The following is an 18,500-nucleotide window of genomic DNA, read 5'->3' on the forward strand; positions in this document are numbered from 1 at the left end:
CCGACGTCACAGGTACTGCCCGTCGTCCGCACCCTTCCCCGCCCCCGGCCACACCTTCACCGCCGCCACATGCGCGAAGTTGACCAGGGCGAAGCCGTTCTCGGCGTCGTCCGGGGCGGTCAGTTCGAAGCGGAGGGTACGGGACTCGTCGAAGGCCTCGTTGAGGGCCGCGACCGCCGAGTCCAGGGTCGGGAAGTCGCCGGTGCGCAGCGTGAGGGGTTCGCCCTTCACGGGCTGGAGCCAGATGTGTAACTCCGGGTTCGCGGGCATACGGCCACCATGCGCGCCGGGCCCGGCCCGCACAAGTGCCCCGCCCCGGGCAACCCCCGGCTCCCCGGCGGCGACCGGTACGTGAAGTCCCGTCCCCCACCCAGGGAGTTCACGATGCGTACCCGTCTGTCCCGCCTCGGCGCGTTGCTCGTCGCGCTGTTCGCCCTCGTGGTCGCGCCCGGCGTGACCGCCGCCCCGGCCAGGGCCGCCGACCAGTGGAATCCGCCCTCGGGTCTGGTCCAGCCCCTCGGCGAGGTCTGGAACCACGTCGAGTCGACGTACCCCGACCTCTACGGCTTCCGCAACTACGGCTGGGACCAGGTCATGGCCAACCGTGGCAGCGTCAACTACTGCGTCCGCTGGGAGTCGGACGCCCCGGTCAGCGCCGCCCTGCGGGACCAGATCCACGCCGCGCTGAAGAAGCAGTTCGGGAAGTGGACGGCGGCCATGACCGAGAGCGACGGCACCGGGCACAACGCCTGGCCGTACCGGAACGTACCGGTCAACATCGTCGGCTGGGCCGTGAAGAACCGGTCCCAACTCCAGTGGAGCGACAGCTCCGTCGACATCTACGCCGGAACGCTGGACTCCGGCGGTGCGCCGCAGTGCGCGCCCGACTGCGGGCGGTTCTTCCACCAGGACGGCGACTACTCCATGTGCCCGGGCGGCGCCGCCCGCCACTACGACCAGTCGCTGTGGCTGACCAAGGGCTTCCAGGGCGGGGCCGGCGGCGACTGGGGGCAGCGCGTCGGACAGGAGTACTTCACCTCCGCGCTCGGCCAGGAGAACATCCACATCTATCTGCACGAGGTCGGCCACACCTTCGGCCTCGACGACTTCTACGACTGGAGCCCGACCGGCCAGTGCTGCTTCCTGATGAAGGCCGGCTCCGCCACACAGATCACCGAGTTCGACAAGTGGATGTTCCGAGACTTCTGGCGCCATCTGAAGAGCCGTTACGGGCTCTGAGGCGCATACGCCGGGTCCAACTCCCTATGATCTGAGGACCTTTACGAGTCGGAGGTCCGATGGATCCGGCCAGCGTCGGTACGACCGCTCGCATCGCCTCGTCGGTGGCGCGACCGATCATCGCCAGGCTCTTCGTGAAGGAGGGGCCGGGCGCCGGACTCGTCGACAAACCGGTACGCGTGTCACGGTTGGTGAGCTGGAGCGGCGAGAAGCGCACGCTCACCCACCTCGACATGTGGAAGATCGCCCGGGAACTGGTCAAGGTGGCCGTCGAGGCGAATCCTCACGAGGCGCCGATCGCGTCCGACGAACGCGAAGCCCTGGCCGACGCCCTCGCGGCGACGCTGAGCGCCCTGGGCGAGCTGGACATGGACGACGTACAGGCGGTCCGGCTCGGCCAGGACGAGCTGGCACGGCGTCTCAGGGCGGAGCGTGCGGACGCCACCAGAGACCTGTCGGCCGACGCCACCGCCCTGTACGACAGCCTCCTCGAACTGAGCTGTCTGCACATCCTGCACTTCTTCACCCAGCGCTCGACCTTCGTCGCGGGCTCGCTCGTCGCACAGACCCGCATGCTCGACGAGGCACTGCGCACCCTGGACGCGCTGGTGGACCGGATCCCCCGCCCCGGCAGCGCAGACCAGGAGTTCGAGGCCCGCTACCTGGCCCATGTCGAGCGCAAATACGGCAAGCTCAACATCTTCGGTCTCGATCTGAGCGACCCCGACCGGGCCCGCTGGCCACTGGACACCGCGTATCTGAACCTGGAACTGGCCTCGCAGCGGGCCGGAGGCTCGCCGTCGGCGAACCGGCGGCGGGTGGAGGAGGCCCTCTCGGGGTGCAACCGGGCGATGCTGCGGGGCATGGCGGGGTCGGGCAAGACCACACTGCTGCAGTGGATGGCCGTCTCCGCAGCGCAGAACGCCTTCCCGGACGGGCTCGCGGGACTGCGCGGCCGCGTGCCCTTCATGCTCCCGCTGCGCGCACTCGTCCAGCGGCAGAGGCTGCCCGGCCCCGAGGAGTTTCTCGGGGCGGCCGGCAGCGTCCTGCACGGTCTCCAGCCCGAGCACTGGGCGGACCGCGTACTCGCGAGCGGCCGGGGCATGGTCCTCATCGACGGTGTGGACGAGGTCTCCGAGAGCGAACGGCCCGGGGTGCGGCGCTGGTTGCACGATCTCGTCGAGCTGTATCCGCAGACGTTCTTCCTGGTCACCTCCCGCCCGTCGGCCGTCGGTACCCATTGGCTCGGGGAACTCGACTTCGCCGAGTTCAATCTGCTCCCGATGACCCGCCATGACGTCGACCGGTTCGTCCACCGGTGGCACGAGGCCGTGTCGACCACGGTCGACGAGCCCGAGGAGCGGCAGGCCGTCGAGCGGTGCCGGGACGCCCTGAGCGCCACACTGCGGCAGAAGTACGACCTGTACCGGCTGGCCACCAACCCCTTGATGTGCGCGCTCATCTGCGCCCTGCACCGCGACCGGCTCACCCACCTCCCCGAGCGCCGGATGGAGTTGTACGCCGCCGCGCTGACGATGCTGCTGGTGCGCCGTGACAAGGAGCGCGAGATCGCCGCTCCCGAGGGGCTGGCGCCCACGGAGGAGGCCCAGGTCCAACTGCTCCAGCGGATCGCGTACTGGCTGATCCGGAACGGACGCTCGGAGGCGGCCCAGACCACCGCGGTCCGCATCATCCGCGAGAAGCTCCCGGCCATGCCGCATCTGGCACTGCCCGACCGCGCCGACGACGTCTTCGGCTTCCTGCTGCTGCGCAGCGGGCTGTTGAGGGAGCCGTCGGCCGGCATGGTGGACTTCATCCACCGCACGTTCCAGGACTATCTGGGGGCCAAGGCGGCCGTCGAGGCCGAGGACCTCGACCTGATCGCCGAGTCCGGCCGCGACGACCAGTGGGACGACGTGATCCGACTCGCCGTCGGGCACGCCCGCGACGGCGAACGCGCCTATCTCCTGCGGAAACTGGTAGAGCTGGGCGACCAGACCGCCGACCCGCGGCTGCGCAGGCGCTACCACCTGCTGGCCGCCGCCTCGCTGGAGCACGCCACCACCCTCGATCCGGCGGTCCGCGCCGCGGTGAACCTGCGGGCCTCGGCGCTCATTCCCCCGGACACCGCGGCGGACGCGGAGGAACTCGCCACCGCCGGCGACATCGTCCTCGACTTCCTGCCCGGCCCCGAGCGGCTGACCCCGGAACAGGCCCGGGCGACGGTGATGACCATCGCCCGGATCGGCGGGGAGACAGCGCTGGACCAGCTGGCCCGCTTCAAGCGCGTGGCCGACCGTGACGTACGGCAGGAAGTCGCACTGTCCTGGCCGTACTTCGATGCGCGTGCCTTCACCGACGAGATCCTGGACGGGCTGCCGCTGGACGACGTCACGCTGCATCTGACCGGCCCCGAGCAGATCGCCTGTCTCGACTCGCTCGAGCGCATTCCGCATCTCTCCGTCCGAGGACAGATGCTGACGGCGGAGCTCGTGGACGTCCTCGCCCCGATGAAGGTCCACTTCCTGTCGATCGCGGCGGCGAGCGCCGTTTCGATCACGCTGCCCGCAATGACCCCGCTGAGCGGGCTGAGCCGACTCGCGATCGAGTCCTGCGACGTCATCAGGGACCTGACCGGGCTCAGCGGCACAGCGGCCGTGGAACTATCCCTGCATCGGCTGCCGGACGGGGTGGACCTCTCCTTCCTGGCCCGAGCCGCGAACCTGAGGACTCTGACCCTGTCCTCGCCGCACGGGATCCCGCTGCCCGGCGCACCGCTGGCCCAGGTCACCTCGCTCACCGTGGAGGGCGTACTGACCGGCAGGCAGACCCCCGATTTCGCCGCGGCCTTCCCCTCGCTCACCTCGCTGACTCTGCGCCTTTCCTGCCAGAGCTACCAGTCGGCCGTCGACCTCTCCGCGCTGCGGAACATGCCGCGCGCGCAGATCGACGTGGTCCTGGTGGACGCCGGGAAACTCCATGGCACGGAAGGGCTGCCCGCGGACCGCGTCACCGTACGGCACGAAGGGCGCGACCGCTCGGAGGGCCGTGCCAGATCCGGACTGCTACGGCGGTTCCGCTCCTAGCGGCAGCCGGGGCGCGGTGTCCCGGCCCGGCCTACCGGCGCGTCTCGCCCAGGGCTCCTCTCAACCGCTGTGCGCGCAGCACCAGTTCCAGTTCGAAGCGGCGGTCCGGGTCGTCCATCTCCTCGCCCCAGAGTTCCCGGATCTGGCGCAGGCGGTAGCGGACCGTCTGGGGGTGTACGCCCAGGCGGGCCGCCACCTCGGGGGCGCCGCCCCTGGTTTCCAGCCAGGCCAGGAGGGTCTCCGCGAGGCGTCGGCCGTGGGTGGGTCCGCACTGCTCCAGTGGGGCCAGGCATCTGACGGCCAGGTCGTCGATGAGTTCCTCGGGCTGGAGGAGCACCAGGGCCTCCGTGTGTTCGGTGCAGTAGATGACCTCGCCGGCCGGCAGCAGCCGGCGTTCCATCAGATGGACGGCGGCCTCGGCCCAGCGCAGCGACTTCGCCGCGTCGGAGAGGGGCACCGGGGGGCCGATCGCGCCGGACCAGCCGCACAGCGCCCGGTTCAGCAGTTCGGGGCGGCCGGCGGCGGCCGGCTCGGGGACGACCATGCGTGGCTGCTCGTACTCCAGGTCGAGCAGCACGCCCTGTCCGACGGCGGGCGCCAGTGCCTCCCGGGCCGGCCGCAGCAGCACGCCCACCGCGACCTTCTCGGGCAGCGGCCAGCCGATCCGCGCGGCCCGCTCGGTAAGGGCGTCCGCCGGATCGCCCCGGTGGTGTTCGGCCAGCAGCAGTTCCATCAACCGGCGCTGGAGACGCAGCCGCTCGCCCGCCTGGCGCGCCGCGGCCTCGGCGTAGCCGCGCACCGACTGGTCGACGAGGCCGTCGAGATACTCGTAACCGGCGTCCACCAGCTCGTACATCGCGGGCGGCGGGATGTCGACGCGCTGGCCGATCTCGGCGAACCTGCGCCAGGCCAGCCGTACGCCCAGCCGGTAGATCGCCTGGAGGGAGTCGAGCGATCTGCCGTTGAGGCCCTCGCCGCGGCCGAACTCCTGGAAGACGCCCGGGGGCACGCGCGGGCGGCCCTCCGAGGTCTCCAGGTGCTGCACGAAGACCTCGATCGCGCGTCGTATGCCGACCAGGGCCATCGGCTCGCCCGACTCGTCGAGGACGACCGGCAGATGCGGGTACTCGCGCTGGATCTCGCGCAGGATCTCCTCGGCGAGGGCGGGCGCGTCCGCCATGGCCAGCTCCGCGAAGCGACGGACCTGGAAGCGGGGAACGTCACGCCAGGCCGACCGGGTGGCGGGGGGCGTGGCCGTGGAGCGGGTGGCGGCCACGGTCAACTCCCCTGGCCGGCTTGCTCGTAGGTGATCAATGGGGTGTTCGGCTGGTCGGGGGTCGCTTCAAGGAGTGCGACGACGCCGAGCGCGGCTCCCACCGCGAGAACGGCGGCGAGCGCGACGGTCAGCGCGGCGGCGAGCAGTCTGGGCATCGCAGGGTCAGCCTTCCTGTCCGAAGGTCCCGGAGGTCCCGACGGTTCCGGAGAACTCGAAGGTCCCGGCGGTCCCGGTGGTCCCGGAGGTTTCCCCACCCCGGTGTCGCTTGCCCGATCCCGACCCCTGCCTGTCGGCCCAGTCTCGACAAGGCGTGACAGCGCGTCAAGACATTGACACTCCGTCAATGGACGCCTACGGTTCCCGGCCCAAGAACGGCCAGGCATCGACCGTGCGTCAACCCCCCAGGAGTGCCGGATGCGCCGTACAGCCTCATCTCTCTCGCTGATCCTGCTGGGCCTCGGCACGTTTCTGCTGGTACTGGCGCCGATGCTGGCCTGGTACGTCACCCCGCGGGCCGCCGTGAACCCCATCGACATCGACACCACCGCCGTCTACAAGGGCACCGGGAGTGTCTTCGACACCGACAAGATCGAGACCGTGCCCGACCAGCGGATCACCGTCACCCAGCGGGTGCGGGGCGACGTGGCGGCGAGCGAGCGCAGCGGTGACGCCGTCTGGGACGTGATCACCACCGTCGACACCGACAAGTCGCTGCCGGCCGCGGACCCGCACGACGCGCTGGACTACACCCCGCACCGCTGGGTGATGGACCGCAGGACCACCAGGCCGGTGCACTGCTGCGGCGAGAAGCCGTACATCGAGGGCGAGGCCTATCTGAAGTTCCCCTTCGACGTGCGGAAACGCTCCTACCAGTGGTGGGACAACACCGGCGGCACGACGGTGACGATGCGCTACGACGGCACCGAGAGGATCCAGGGCTACACGGGCTACCGGTTCACCGCCACGGTCGCGCCCCGCAAGGTCGGCACCCGCCTCGTCCCCGGCAGCCTCGTCGACGAGCCGAACCGGCCGCAGGTGCTGGCCGAGGAGTGGTACTCCAACCACGGATTCAAGCTGGTCGTGGACCAGCGCACCGGCCGGGTGATCTACGCGCAGACCGGGCCGCGCCGCACGCTGCGGGCGCCGGGCGGCGACAAGGACGCGGCGGTGCTGCTGGACAGCGAGAAGATCGCGTTCACGACGGCCACGCAGAAGGAGGCCGTACGGCAGGCGCGGGAGGACACCGACCGGCTGCGGCTCGTGGGTACGACGTTGCCCATCGGGGCTGCTGCGGCGGGATTCGCGCTTGCGGTGGTGGGCGGGGTTTTGGTGGCACGTGGGCGAAAGCGCCCGGAAGAGCCGGGGACGGTCGAGATGCCCCAGCCCTCGCTCACAATGTGACGTGACGTCAGCTCTAATAAAGCCGGAAATTGTCACGCCGGTGAGTAGCCGTGGCGAACCGCTGGGCGAAAACTGTCCAACCCCACCCGGACACAGCCTGTCCACACCCCATGCACAACGACCGTAAGACGTCCGAAAACCTTCGTTTCCCCCACAGGAACCCAAACCCTCCCTCCCCCACGCTGAGTTCCGCACCCTGAGACGAGTTGGAGCACTCATGCCCCAGCACGTGCCCACCCCTCTGCATGCCGCTCTCCCCTGGGCATCGCAGCACTCCCCGGCGCACCCCCCACATCCGCGCCGAATCGTTTTTCTTGCCCATCGTGACCTGGGCAATCGATCCGCCGGCGGCTCCGAGCTGCTGGTCGACCGCCTGGCCGACGGCCTCACCCGGCTCGGCCACCAGGTCACCCTGCTGTGCGGAGGCCCCGCTGCCTACCGCGACTACCGGGTCGTCTCGGCCGGCGGCTCGTACGGTCACTACCTGCGCGCCAGATCCGCCTTCACCCGTCAGGTCGGGGACTGCGATCTGCTCGTCGAGGTCTGCAACGGGATGCCGTACTTCGCGCCCATGTGGCACCGCGGACCCACGCTGTGCCTGGTCAACCATGTACACACCGATCTGTGGCAGATGCGGTTCGGCGGACCGCTGGCACCGGCCGCCCGGCTCGGCCGAAGACTGGAGCACTGGGCGCTGACCGGTGCGCAGCAGCAGGGTCTGCTGGTCGCCGTGTCCCCGTCGACCGCGCACGCGCTGCGGGCGATCGGTGTCGAACGGGACCGTATTCGTGTCGTGCACAACGGGGTCGAGGAGCCGGGCCCCCTCGGCGACCGTTCGCCGGAGCCGCTGTTCGTGGCCGTCGGGCGGCTCGTGGAGTACAAGCGGATCGATCTGCTGCTGCGGTTGTGGGAGCGGGTGCGGCCGGTCACCGGCGGCCGGCTCCTCATCGTCGGGGACGGGCCCGAGCGTGCCGGGTTGCAGGCGCTCGCCGGTCCCGGCGTCGAGTTCACCGGACACGTTTCCGAGGCGGAGAAGCACCGGCTTCTGTGTGCGGCGTGGCTGCTGCTGCATCCGTCCGCGATCGAGGGATGGGGGCTCGTCGTCACCGAGGCCGCGACCCGGGAGACGCCGACCGTCGCCTTCGATGTGCCGGGACTTCGGGATTCCGTCGTGGACGGGGAGACCGGGGTGCTGGCGCGGGGTGAGTCGTCGTTCGCCGCCGCTTGGTGCACGCTCGCCCTGTCGGGACATCGCCGGGAGCTGATGGGGAAGGCGGCGCGGGACCGGGCCGCCCGGTATCGGTGGGAACGGACCGTGCGGCAGTTCCTGGCGGTCGCCGGTGAGGCGGTGAAGGGGCATGACGCCTATGCGCCGTAGGGGTGGGGCCGTCCCGCGCGTGCCGGTACGTCGTGGCTCGTCGCGCAGTTCCCCGCGCCCCTATCGGGGCGCCACCGAACCCCCAGTCGTCAAGGACCCTTCCTTCCGGCGTTCCCTCGCCCTCTTTCGTGCCTTCATGCGTGAGCAGGACGACCCCGATTTCTGCTACTCGCTGCTTGCCCGTGATGCCGTCGATCAAGTGGAGGCATACGGCGGGCCGGTCGACGGGCGGGTCGTCGTGGACGTCGGCGGAGGCGGCGGTTACTTCACCCGGGAGTTCCGGGCACGGGGTGCTCACGCCTTCCTCTTCGAGCCGGACTTGGCTGAACTCGGCGAGAAACCCCCCGAAGGAGCCGTCGTCGCCGACGGATACCTGTTGCCCCTTCAGGACGGCGTCGCCGATGTCACCTTCTCCTCCAATGTGCTGGAGCACGTGGCCGATCCGCAGACCTTTCTCAGTGAGCTGGCACGGGTGACGCGGCCCGGCGGGCTGATCTACGTGTCGTTCACCAACTGGCTGTCCCCCTGGGGCGGCCACGAGTGGGCCCCCTGGCACTACTTCGGCGCCGAGCGGGCCCGGGCCCGCTATCGCCGGCGTACCGGGCGGGCCGCCAAGCACACCCTCGGCGAGAACCTCTTCGCCGTGCACATCGGCACCACCCTGCGGCAGGTGCGCGCCCGCGACGACGTGAAGGTCGTCTCGGCGCGCTCCCGCTACTGGCCGTTCCTCGCGGAAGCCGTCGTAAAGGCACCCGGCATCCGCGAGTTCGCCACCTGGAACCTCCTCCTCATCCTCAGGCGGTGTCCACCATGACGACGACCACGGTCCAGGCTCCTCCCCCGGCGGCCGTGCCCACCTCCGCGCCCGCCTCGGGCCCGCCGGAGGGTCCGCGGTCGCGGCGCTGGCTGCTGGGGTTCTGGGCCGTGGTGCTCGTGCTGTTCCTCGCGGCACAGCCGGGGCGGCAGACCTTCGACACCAAGCTGGGCGTGACCGTCGATCCGGGGCAGTTCCTCGCCGACCTCGGGCAGTTGTGGCACGACGAGGGCGGGTTCGGCGGGATACAGGACCAGTACGCGGGCTATCTGTGGCCGATGCTGCCGTTCTACTGGCTGGCCGATCTCGTACGGCTGCCGGTGTGGATGGCGGAGCGGCTGTGGATGTCGCTGATCGTGTCCGTCGCCTTCTGGGGCGCGCTGCGACTGGCGGAGCGGCTGCGCGTGGGCAGCGACGGATCGCGCCTGGTGGCCGCCGTCGCGTACGCGCTGTGGCCGGTCTTCACCATCGTCGTCGGGTCGACGTCCGCCGCCGCGCTGCCGGGTGCGTTCCTGCCCTGGGTGCTGCTGCCGCTGACGAACGAGCGGTACACGGCGCGGGTCGCCGCGCTGCGGTCGGCGCTGGTCATCCCCTTCATGGGCGGCGTCAACGCGGCCTCGACGCTGGCCTCGCTGCTGCCGGTCGGGCTGTATCTGCTGTCCCGTCCACCGGGGCCACGGCAGCGGAAGCTGATCGGCTGGTGGGTGCCGGGGGTGATCCTGGCGACCGCCTGGTGGGTGGTCCCGCTGCTGCTGCTCGGCACGTACGGGGAGAACTTCCTTCCGTACGTGGAGAGTTCGCAGACCACGACCGAGACCATGTCGGCGACCGAGGCGCTGCGCGGCGGCGGCAACTGGGTCGCCTATCTGCACTTCGGCGAGGCCTGGCTGCCGGCCGGCTGGACCGTCGCCGCGTCCGTCGTGGTGGTCGTCTGCTCGACGCTCGCCGCCGGGCTGGGGCTCGCGGGGCTCGCCCGGCGGGACATGCCGGAGCGGCGCTGGCTGGTGCTGACCGTGGTGACGGTGGTGCTGATCCTGCTCGCCGGGTACGGCGGCGCGTTCGGCGCGCCCTTCCACGGGGTCGTGCAGGACTGGCTGAACGGCTGGCTGGTCCCCTTCCGCAACATCTACAAGTTCCAGACGGGGCTGGCCCTGGCGCTGGTGCTCGGCCTCGCCCATCTGGTGGGCGTGGCGGCCGAGGCGCGCGGGGCGCGACCGGTGCCGGGGCGGCGGTTCGCCGCGCTGATCGCGGCCGTGCTGGTGCTGCCGGGTCTGCTGCTGCCGTATCTCAACGGCTCGATCCTCAACCCGGGTTCCTTCAAGGAGATCCCCGAGTACTGGCAGAGCACGGCCGACTGGATGAAGAAGTACTCCCCCGACGCCCGTGCCCTCGTCGTCCCGGCGACCGCGCACGGCATCTACACCTGGGGCTCGACCATCGACCAGCCCCTCGACGTCCTCGCCGACTCGCGCTGGGCGCAGCGGGACTACGTCCCCTTCGGCACCCCCGGCAACCGGCGCGCGATGGACGCCGTCGAGCAGGCCCTGATGACCGGGGGCCGGGTGCCGGGGCTGGCCGACTTCCTGAGCCGGGCGGGCGTGTACTACGTCGTCGTCCGCAACGACCTCGACCCCGACCAGATCGGCTCGGTCCCGACGGCGACGGTGAAGCGGGCCCTGGAGCAGTCCGGGTACCAGCGGGTGACCGGCATCGGGCCGGTCATGACCGGCGGGCGGATCGCCGAGGACACCCCGCTCCAGGTGGAGGGGCTGTATCCGCGGCAGCGGGCGGTGGAGATCTACCGGCCGGCCGACGCCGACGTGCCGCGACCGCACCAGGCCGGGCTGCAACCGGTCGCCGACACGGCCGTCGTCTCCGGCGGCCCGGAGGCGCTGCTGCCGCTGGCGTCCCGGTTGCGGGGCCGGCCGAGTGTGCTGACGGGCGACAACCACCCCGGGCTCGGCTCACCGCAGGTGCAGGTCACCGGTGACGGGCTGCGGCGCGCGGACACCCGGTTCGGGCTTGTCAACGCCAACACCTCGTACACGTACACCCGCGACGAGCGCAACGCGCCGGACGCCGCCCAGGACGCGGGCGAGAAACCGCACCAGATCCTGCCCGGCACGGGCGCCGGCCACCAGACCGTGGCCGAGCTGCGCGGGGCGCGTTCGGTGACGGCGTCCTCGTACGGCAGCTGGCTCTTCCATCTGCCGCAGTTCGATCCGGTGAACGCCTTCGACGGCAACCCGGACACGGCGTGGACCGAGGGTTCGGAGGGCTCGCCGGACGGTGAGTGGCTGCGGATCGCCTTCGCGGGCGGGTCGTACGACATGCCGTCGTCGTTCAAGGTGACGCCGCTGCCGCAGGAGGCGGTGCGGGCGGCGGCCACGCGGGTGCGGGTGGAGACGGAGAAGGGCTCGGTGAGCAGCTTCCTGCGGCCGGACGGCACGGCCCAGAGCGTCAAGGCGCCTGCGGGCGCGACGCGTTGGATGAAGCTGACGATCACGGACTCGGTGGCCCGGCAGGCCGGACTGACCGGCGCGGGCTTCTCCGAGATCGCCCTGCCGGACGTGACGGTGACCCGACTGCTGCGGCTGCCGACGGACGCCGAGGACTCCGCGGCCGCCGCCGAGATCGTCTCGCTGTCCCGGGCGGCGGACCCGACCGGCCTGTCGGCGACCGGCACGGAGGCGGGCCTGCACCGGCGCTTCGGCACGGCCGGCGCGGGGACGTACCAGATGCGGGCGAGCGCGGTGCCGGTCGCCGGCACGGAGCTGGACGAGCTGCTGTACGAGGTGGCGCCGGACCAGAAGAACCGGATCGTCGCGACCGCCGACTCCACGGCGCGGCTGGGGGCGGGGCTGTCGCCGCGCAACCTGACCGACGGCGACCTGACCACCGCGTGGATCGCGGGCGACCGTCCGACGATCCATCTGCGCTGGCCCGACAAGCAGGCCGTCGGGGAGATAGTGCTGGCGCCGGCCGGCGGGCTCTCCACCCGGCCGACCGAGGTCCACATCAGCTCCCCGGACGGCGCGGCGATCGCGGGCGTCGACGAGAACGGAAACGTCCGCTTCCCGCCGATCACCACCGACCGCCTGGACATCACCGTCACGGAGACGGCCCCGCTGACCCTCTACAACCCGGTGGTGGACGAGGACCTGCAACTGCCGGTCGGCCTCACGGAGGCCTACGTCCCGGCCCTCGACCAGTACCGGACCCCGCCGCCGCGCGGCTCCCGGCCGTTCTCGCTGCCGTGCGGCAAGGGGCCGGTCGTCTCGGTGGACGGGGAGCTGTACGGGACGAGCGTGCGGGGAACCGTCGGGGACCTCGTCGAGCGGCGGCAGGTCGAGGTGACGCTCTGCCAGCAGGGCCGTGCGGACGCCGAGTTGCGGCTAGCGGCCGGGGAGCACCGGGTGGAGGCCGGGGACGGCGGGCCGCTCGTGCTGACCGACGTGACGCTGACCCGCGGCACGGTCGCCGAGGCCACGACCGCGGCGCGCGACCTCGGGATACGGGACTGGCTCGGCGACCGGCGCGCGGTCACCGTGGGCTCGGGCGCGGCGAGCTATCTGACGATGTACGAGAACTTCAACGACGGCTGGCACGCCACGCTGAACGGCAAGGAGCTCACGCCGGTCCGGCTGGACGGCTGGCAGCAGGGCTGGCGGATCCCGGCGGGCGCCGGCGGCACGGTCGAGCTGTCGTACGAGCCGGCGGTGGCCTACGAGGCCGGGCTGATCGGCGGCGCCGTCGGCGTCGCCCTGCTGGCCGGGCTGGTGCTGTGGCGCCGGCGGGCCCCGAACACCGACGAGCCGCAGGCCGTGCCGCCGCTGCCGGGGTTGTGGCTCGGCACGGTCGCCGTGACGGTGGTCGGCGTGTTCGTCGCCGGCTGGTTCGCGCTGCTGGTGCCGGCCCTGGCCCTGCTGGCATGGCGCAGGCACGTCCTGCTGGTGCCGCTCGCGCTCCTGGCGCTCGCCGGGGCGGGGATCGCCGCCGCGGTCGGGGCCGGGGAGCCGGTGGGCGCAGGGGACGGCGCGTTCGGGCGTACGGCCCAGGTGCTGGCGCTGATCGGGCTGTTCGCGGGAGTCGTGAGCGTACGGGAGAGGGCTGCCGGGGTGCCTTCGGGCGCCGGGGGCGGTGCCGGGGCGCCGATGGGTGCCGCAGGGGGTGTCCCTGGCGGTGTCCCGAGCGGCTATCCGGAGGCGCCGACGCAGCCGTTGCCGCATCGGGTGCGCGGGCGCAGCGCGCTCGGGACCGATCCCGAGGGCGAGTGGGAGCCGGGTACGAACTATCCGCGCCCCACGTCCGGACCGGCCGCTCCCGAGTCCGGGCCTACCGCCCCCGAGTCCGGGCCTACCGCCCCCGAGTCCGGGCCTACCGCCCCCGAGTCCGGGCCGCACAACTCCGCGTCCGGGCCGACCGTCTCCGCCCGCGGTCCCGGCGTACCGGACCCCGATCCACCGACCACGCGCATCCCGCCACGCAAGCCGCGCCTGCGGGCGACCGGTCCCGAGGGCGCCCCGGCGCCCGCCCGGGAGCACGGCACCGGAACGGCCGGCGACGGGAAGGACGACTCCGGGAAGGGCCAGGCCCCATGACCGCACTCCAGCAACCCGCGCGCGCCGAGGGTCCGTCGCGGCCGGTACGTGTGCCGTTCCCCGTCGTGGACGAGGTCGCCCGGCACTGCCTCCAGGAGGAGGAACCGGAGACGGTCCATATCGAGGTCCATCTGCCGGGACGGCTGGACGAGGCGCGGCTGCGGACGGCCTTCGCGCAGGCGCTGGGCCGGCATCCGCGGATTCTGATGCGGGAGGCGCCGGGGCGGTGGTACCGGCGCCGGTACGAATGGGAGCTGACGGCGGAGCCGGACGTGGAGGTGGTGAGCTTTCCGGCGCCGGGCCGCAACGCCCTGCGGGACGCACGGACCAGGGCGCTCACCCAGGCGCCGCCGTTGACCCTGTCGCCGCCGATCAGGCTGGAGGTCGTACAGCGGAGCGGGCCGGTCGAGGGCAGCGAGGCGACGGACGCCGTGGGAGAGACCAGGGGACGCGGAGGGGCCCGGACGGCTGCTCCCGCGCCGCTCGGGACCGTTCTCTTCCTCACCATCAACCACACCGCCCTCGACGGCCCCGCCTGCCTCCGCGTCCTCGCCACCGCCGCCGAGATCTACGGCGGCCGGGACAACTCCCCCGCGGCCGCGCCGGTCCGCACGCAGGAGCCCCCGCCGCCACCCGAGGAGACCCCCTCCAACTGGTCACCGCCCGCGCGGGTGGCGCCCGGCACCCCCGAGAGCTCTCAGGGCAACGGCATGCTCGTCACCGAACTCCCCCTGCCGCACCGCCCCAAGGGCTCCCCCTACACCGTCAACGACCAGCTCATGGTCACCACGGCCCTGACGATCGCCCACTGGAACAGGGAACACGGCGACCGGCCCCGCCCGCTGCGGATCACCATGCCCGTGGACGACCGCCCCCGGGACGCCACCATGCCCATCGGCAACGGCACCCGGCTCGTCGAAGTCCCCTTCACTCCGGCGGAGTTGGCGGCACACGCCCCGGCCGACATGCCGGCGCTGCTGCACCGCACGGCCACCCGCACCCGCGCCCTGAAGTCCCTCCCCCGGCCCCAGCTCGGCCACGGCGCGGCCCTCCTCACCGCGCCGGTCGCCCCCGTCGCCTGGCGCGCCGCCGTCACCCGGGGCCTGCGCAGAGCCGCCGCGCCCTGGACCTCGACGACCCTGCTCAGCAACATCGGCCGTATCCCCTACGCCCTGGACTTCGGCGCGGACGCCGGCCGGGCGCACGCCGTGTGGTTCTCGGCGCCCGCCCGGATGCCGCGCGGCCTGACCGTCACCACCGCTTCCACGGCCGGCCGCCTCCACCTCGCCCTGCGCTGGTCGCGGGCCCTGCTCAGCCACGGCGACGGAGCCCATCTGCGGGACCTGTTCGAGCACTACCTGCACTCCACGGAGGTGACCGAGTGACGACGACCGCCCCACCCCCGAAGGACCTCCGCGACTTCTACGAGAACCCCGCCGTCCCGGTCGCCTCCGGCACCCCCCGCAGCCGCCGCCAGGCCCGCATGCTCGCCGAGGCCCTGGGCCCGGCGACCGACGGACGGGCGCGCACCGTCCTCGACATCGGCTGCGGCGACGGTACCGCCGCGGCCACCGCCGCCCCCTTCCTCACCGGCCACCGCATCGTGGGCCTGGACTGGTCCCAGGACGCCCTGCGGCGGGCCCGCACCCGGATCCCGTACGCCGTGCGCGGTGAACTCACCGACGGCGGGCTGCCGTTGCGGACCGGATCCGCCGACGCCGTGCTGTTCAGCGAGGTGCTCGAGCACCTCGTGGACCCGGACGCCGCCCTGGACGAGATCCGCCGGGTGCTGCGTCCCGGCGGCCATCTGATGCTGTCCACCCCGAACCTGGCCGCCTGGTACAACCGGGCGCTGCTGCTGGCCGGGGTGCAGCCGGTGTTCTCGGAGGTCAGCCTGCGCGGGATCCACGGCCGGCCGGGACGGGAGGTCGTGGGGCATCTGCGGCTCTACACCGCCCGCGCGCTGCGGGAGTTCGTGGCCGCGTCCGGCTTCGAGGTCGTACGGCTGGCGGGTGCGCCCTTCCACGGCGTACCGCGGGCGCTGCGCCCGCTCGACCGGCTGGCCTGTGCCAGACCGTCGCTCGCGTCGATCCTGCTTCTGCACGCGCGGCGGACCTAGGGGGGGACCATGTGGTGGGGAGTGGCCGCGGCCCTGATGGCGAACACCCTGTACAGCCTCGGTTTCGTCCTGGAGAAACGGGCGCTCACCGCCCTCCCTGAGGTGACGATCCGGCAACCCGCCCGGCTGCTGCGGCTGGTGCTCGGCAGCCCGCTGTGGATCGGCGGGTCCCTCGCTCTCGCCGCCGGTTTCGCCGCCCAGCTCGTGGTCTACCGCACTCTGCCGATCGCCGCCGCGCAGGGCATCTTCGTCTCCGGCCTGGTGCTGCTCGTGCTGCTGTCCGCTCGGCTGCTGGGCGAGGAGACCAGCGGGCGGGAGCGGTACGCGCTCGGCGCGATCCTCGCCGCGCTGCTGATGGTCGTCCTGTCGCTGCGCGAAGGGTCCGACGGCGGGGAGACGGTCGGCCAGGAGGCGCCGTATCCGCTGATCCTGCTGGTGTGCGTGCCGTCGCTGGCGGCGGGCGTGTGGCTGTACGGCTCCGCCGAGCGCAGGACCCGGCACCGGCACCGGCTTCCGACGACCGGCGTCGAGTACGGAGTGGCGGTGGGACTGCTGTACGGGGTCAGTTCCCTCGCGATCAAGGGAGTGTCGAGCCATCTGACGACCGGTGGGCTGGGCGGCGCGGTGCTCGGCCTGCTGCGCTCGCCGTACCCGTATCTTCTGCTCTTCACCGGCGCGTTCGGTCTTGTGATGTCGCAGGCCGCGCTGCAACGCTGCCGGGCCTCGCTGATCGTGCCGGTGTGCACGACGGTGACCTGCGTGTACACGGCCGTGCTCGGCACGCTGTCGTTCGGCGAGGCGCTGCCCGGGGACCCGCTGCGGCTGGCGCTGCGGGTGGCGGGCACGGCGCTCGCCCTGACCGTACTGATGTCGATGCCCCGGCACGACCGGCAGCCCGCTCCACCCTCGCAACCCTCCATCGGTGCCAAGGAGTTGACGCCACCGTGAAACCCGACGACCCACTCCTGCGGATCCTGGCCTGCCCGCTCGACAAGGGGCCGCTGCACCTGGTCGTGCCCGACACCCCGGCCGGGAAGGACACCGAGGAGGACCCGGCAGAGACTGCCGAAGCTCTGTACAACCCGCGCCTGCACCGCCGTTACCCCATCATCGACGGCATCCCGCAGCTGCTGCCGGACTCCGGCCGGCAGGTCTCCGACGACGAACACGAGGAACTCCTCAAACGGATGGCCACATGACCAGGACGATGGCAGCGCGCCTGGCCCCGTACCTGCCGGTCAAGCTGGTCGCGGCGACCGCCAGGGCCGTCTATCCGCGCTTCGAACCGGAACTGGCCCGGATCGCCGACCTGTGCCCGCCCGGCTGCGGCACGGCGGTCGACGTCGGCGGCTGGTACGGCCCCTGGACGCACCGGCTGCGCAGACGCGCACGGCAGGTGGTGACCATCGAGCCGGTCCCGCATCTGGCGCGGCTCCTCGCCTCGGGGACCCCGCCGAACGTGCGCGTGATCCAGGCCGCCGCCTCCGACCGCCCCGGCACGGCCCGCCTCTGGCTGCCGCCGGGCGACTCCGGCGACCGCGGTGTGTCGTCGCTGGTCCGCCGGGACATCCACGCCCGCGCCCTGCACGTGCCCTGCGTCGCCCTCGACGACCTCGGCCTCAAGGACGTCGACTTCATCAAGGTCGACGTGGACGGCAACGAGCTGGCGGTGCTGCGCGGCGCGACCGGCGTCCTGGCCCGCGACCGCCCGGCGCTCTTCGTGGAACTGGAGTCCCGCATCCAGCCCATCGCCCCGGTGGTGACGTATCTGTCCCTGCTGCGCTACGACGGCTGGGTGCTGCCCGGCAGCAGTTGGGTGCCGCTGGCGTCGTTCCCGCTGGAGGCGCACCAGGCGAAGGCGTCGTACGTCGCCTCCCAGGGCCTGCTCCGCCGGGTCCTGCCGTTCGGTGCCCTTCGGGGGCCGCGCTACGTCAACTCGGTCCTGTTCCTGCCGGACGGCCGCCGGCCCGCCGGACCGGTGGGCGACCATGGGTCACATGCCCTCCGGAAAGCCGCCCGCTAGCCCGTTCACCGCCGCCGACTTCCAGCTGGTGCTGCTGCGCCGCATGGCCGACCACAATCCGGACCTGGTGGAGGACGCCCGCCGTGAGCTGGGCGTCTCCCTCGCCGAGATGCGGGAGGCGAACAAGCGGTGGCAGGCGATGGTCCGCTCTCCGCGGGCGCGCGCCGCCGCCTCGCGGTACCGGTCGGTGCTGGGCGCGCCGGAGTCCGTCGTCACCCGCAAGGTCGGCGACCTGGAGTGCGAGGCCTGGTTGTGGCCGCTCCCGCTCTGGCCCGACCTGCGCTTCGAGGTACTGCTCGCCCCGAACGGCGCGGTCTGGAACGAGTGGCTGGTCCGCGCCCCCGGCGCCGCCGCCCCGCCCCTGCGCACCCTCGCCGACCTCACCCCCTGGTCCTGCACGGTCGACGAGGCGGCCAGGGCCTTCGCCCCGGCCCGCCCACTGGAGGGCACGGCTCCCACGCGGTGGGGTCTTGCGTTCGTGGCGCCGGACGAGGGGGGTGTGCGGCGGGAGGTGGTGGCGGAGTTCACTTGGGGGTTGTTGCAGCGGGTGGGGGTGCGCTAGT

At 72.3% G+C, this 18,500-nt stretch carries 15 protein-coding genes; 12 read left to right on the plus strand and 3 right to left on the minus strand.

Annotation, left to right across the window (positions count from 1 at the left end; genetic code table 11):
• Positions 1-6 precede the first annotated feature (6 nt).
• Positions 7-270 carry a hypothetical protein gene (locus PGH47_RS13380; RefSeq protein WP_107906742.1) on the minus strand — a complete coding sequence of 88 codons (264 nt, stop codon included), beginning with the start codon at positions 268-270 and terminating at the stop codon, positions 7-9.
• Positions 271-384: 114 nt separating this feature from the next.
• On the opposite strand from PGH47_RS13380, the gene PGH47_RS13385 reads away from it, so the two are divergent.
• A complete protein-coding gene (locus PGH47_RS13385; RefSeq protein WP_271663614.1) occupies positions 385-1,239 on the plus strand; it encodes a hypothetical protein in 855 nt (284 codons plus the stop codon).
• A 59-nt stretch (positions 1,240-1,298) separates the two neighbouring features.
• Positions 1,299-4,325: an NACHT domain-containing protein gene (locus tag PGH47_RS13390; protein ID WP_271663615.1), complete on the plus strand. Its 3,027-nt coding sequence runs from the start codon at positions 1,299-1,301 to the stop codon at positions 4,323-4,325.
• A 31-nt stretch (positions 4,326-4,356) separates the two neighbouring features.
• Here PGH47_RS13390 and PGH47_RS13395 read toward each other — a convergent pair whose 3' ends face one another.
• A complete protein-coding gene (locus PGH47_RS13395) occupies positions 4,357-5,601 on the minus strand; it encodes a PucR family transcriptional regulator (protein WP_271663616.1) in 1,245 nt (414 codons plus the stop codon).
• A 2-nt stretch (positions 5,602-5,603) separates the two neighbouring features.
• Positions 5,604-5,756 (minus strand): hypothetical protein, encoded by a 153-nt coding sequence (locus PGH47_RS13400; RefSeq protein ID WP_163016988.1) that lies wholly within the window; start codon positions 5,754-5,756, stop codon positions 5,604-5,606.
• 259 nt (positions 5,757-6,015) lie between these two features.
• On the opposite strand from PGH47_RS13400, the gene PGH47_RS13405 reads away from it, so the two are divergent.
• The 10 genes from PGH47_RS13405 (at position 6,016) to PGH47_RS13450 (ending at position 18,499) form a co-directional block, all read left to right on the plus strand.
• The gene (locus tag PGH47_RS13405) at positions 6,016-7,002 is read left to right on the plus strand and encodes a DUF3068 domain-containing protein (protein ID WP_271663617.1); all 987 of its coding nucleotides are present in this window, start codon (positions 6,016-6,018) and stop codon (positions 7,000-7,002) included.
• Positions 7,003-7,219: 217 nt separating this feature from the next.
• Positions 7,220-8,380, plus strand: coding sequence for a glycosyltransferase family 4 protein (locus PGH47_RS13410; protein ID WP_271663618.1), 1,161 nt, complete (start codon positions 7,220-7,222; stop codon positions 8,378-8,380).
• 136 nt (positions 8,381-8,516) lie between these two features.
• Entirely contained in the window at positions 8,517-9,194 is a 678-nt protein-coding gene (locus PGH47_RS13415; protein ID WP_271663619.1) for a class I SAM-dependent methyltransferase, read from the plus strand.
• Positions 9,191-13,795, plus strand: a complete 4,605-nt coding sequence (locus PGH47_RS13420; RefSeq protein WP_271663620.1) for an alpha-(1->3)-arabinofuranosyltransferase domain-containing protein — start codon at positions 9,191-9,193, stop codon at positions 13,793-13,795. The genes PGH47_RS13415 and PGH47_RS13420 overlap by 4 nt, the downstream gene beginning before the upstream one ends.
• Positions 13,792-15,180 (plus strand): condensation protein, encoded by a 1,389-nt coding sequence (locus PGH47_RS13425; RefSeq protein WP_271663621.1) that lies wholly within the window; start codon positions 13,792-13,794, stop codon positions 15,178-15,180. The genes PGH47_RS13420 and PGH47_RS13425 overlap by 4 nt, the downstream gene beginning before the upstream one ends.
• Positions 15,177-15,914, plus strand: a complete 738-nt coding sequence (locus tag PGH47_RS13430) for a class I SAM-dependent methyltransferase (RefSeq protein ID WP_271663622.1) — start codon at positions 15,177-15,179, stop codon at positions 15,912-15,914. The genes PGH47_RS13425 and PGH47_RS13430 overlap by 4 nt, the downstream gene beginning before the upstream one ends.
• Positions 15,915-15,935: 21 nt before the next feature.
• Entirely contained in the window at positions 15,936-16,862 is a 927-nt protein-coding gene (locus PGH47_RS13435; protein ID WP_271668045.1) for a hypothetical protein, read from the plus strand.
• Positions 16,859-17,113, plus strand: coding sequence for a Trm112 family protein (locus PGH47_RS13440; protein WP_030947729.1), 255 nt, complete (start codon positions 16,859-16,861; stop codon positions 17,111-17,113). The genes PGH47_RS13435 and PGH47_RS13440 overlap by 4 nt, the downstream gene beginning before the upstream one ends.
• Positions 17,110-17,937: an FkbM family methyltransferase gene (locus PGH47_RS13445; RefSeq protein ID WP_271663623.1), complete on the plus strand. Its 828-nt coding sequence runs from the start codon at positions 17,110-17,112 to the stop codon at positions 17,935-17,937. Before PGH47_RS13440 ends, PGH47_RS13445 begins: the two co-directional genes overlap by 4 nt.
• Positions 17,903-18,499, plus strand: coding sequence for a hypothetical protein (locus tag PGH47_RS13450; protein WP_271663624.1), 597 nt, complete (start codon positions 17,903-17,905; stop codon positions 18,497-18,499). The genes PGH47_RS13445 and PGH47_RS13450 overlap by 35 nt, the downstream gene beginning before the upstream one ends.
• The last annotated feature ends 1 nt before the right edge of the window (position 18,500 follow it).

Source organism: Streptomyces sp. HUAS 31 (genome assembly GCF_028198125.1).
Taxonomy (GTDB): Bacteria; Actinomycetota; Actinomycetes; order Streptomycetales; family Streptomycetaceae; genus Streptomyces; species Streptomyces chartreusis.

What these genes read in the sequence shown, in the direction of transcription:
- PGH47_RS13380 (WP_107906742.1), bottom strand. Translation starts at nt 270, where the DNA reads ATGCCCGCGAACCCGGAGTTACACATCTGGCTCCAGCCCGTGAAGGGC.
- PGH47_RS13385 (WP_271663614.1), top strand. Translation starts at nt 385, where the DNA reads ATGCGTACCCGTCTGTCCCGCCTCGGCGCGTTGCTCGTCGCGCTGTTC.
- PGH47_RS13390 (WP_271663615.1), top strand. Translation starts at nt 1,299, where the DNA reads ATGGATCCGGCCAGCGTCGGTACGACCGCTCGCATCGCCTCGTCGGTG.
- PGH47_RS13400 (WP_163016988.1), bottom strand. Translation starts at nt 5,756, where the DNA reads ATGCCCAGACTGCTCGCCGCCGCGCTGACCGTCGCGCTCGCCGCCGTT.
- PGH47_RS13405 (WP_271663617.1), top strand. Translation starts at nt 6,016, where the DNA reads ATGCGCCGTACAGCCTCATCTCTCTCGCTGATCCTGCTGGGCCTCGGC.
- PGH47_RS13410 (WP_271663618.1), top strand. Translation starts at nt 7,220, where the DNA reads ATGCCCCAGCACGTGCCCACCCCTCTGCATGCCGCTCTCCCCTGGGCA.
- PGH47_RS13415 (WP_271663619.1), top strand. Translation starts at nt 8,517, where the DNA reads ATGCGTGAGCAGGACGACCCCGATTTCTGCTACTCGCTGCTTGCCCGT.
- PGH47_RS13420 (WP_271663620.1), top strand. Translation starts at nt 9,191, where the DNA reads ATGACGACGACCACGGTCCAGGCTCCTCCCCCGGCGGCCGTGCCCACC.
- PGH47_RS13425 (WP_271663621.1), top strand. Translation starts at nt 13,792, where the DNA reads ATGACCGCACTCCAGCAACCCGCGCGCGCCGAGGGTCCGTCGCGGCCG.
- PGH47_RS13445 (WP_271663623.1), top strand. Translation starts at nt 17,110, where the DNA reads ATGACCAGGACGATGGCAGCGCGCCTGGCCCCGTACCTGCCGGTCAAG.
- PGH47_RS13450 (WP_271663624.1), top strand. Translation starts at nt 17,903, where the DNA reads ATGGGTCACATGCCCTCCGGAAAGCCGCCCGCTAGCCCGTTCACCGCC.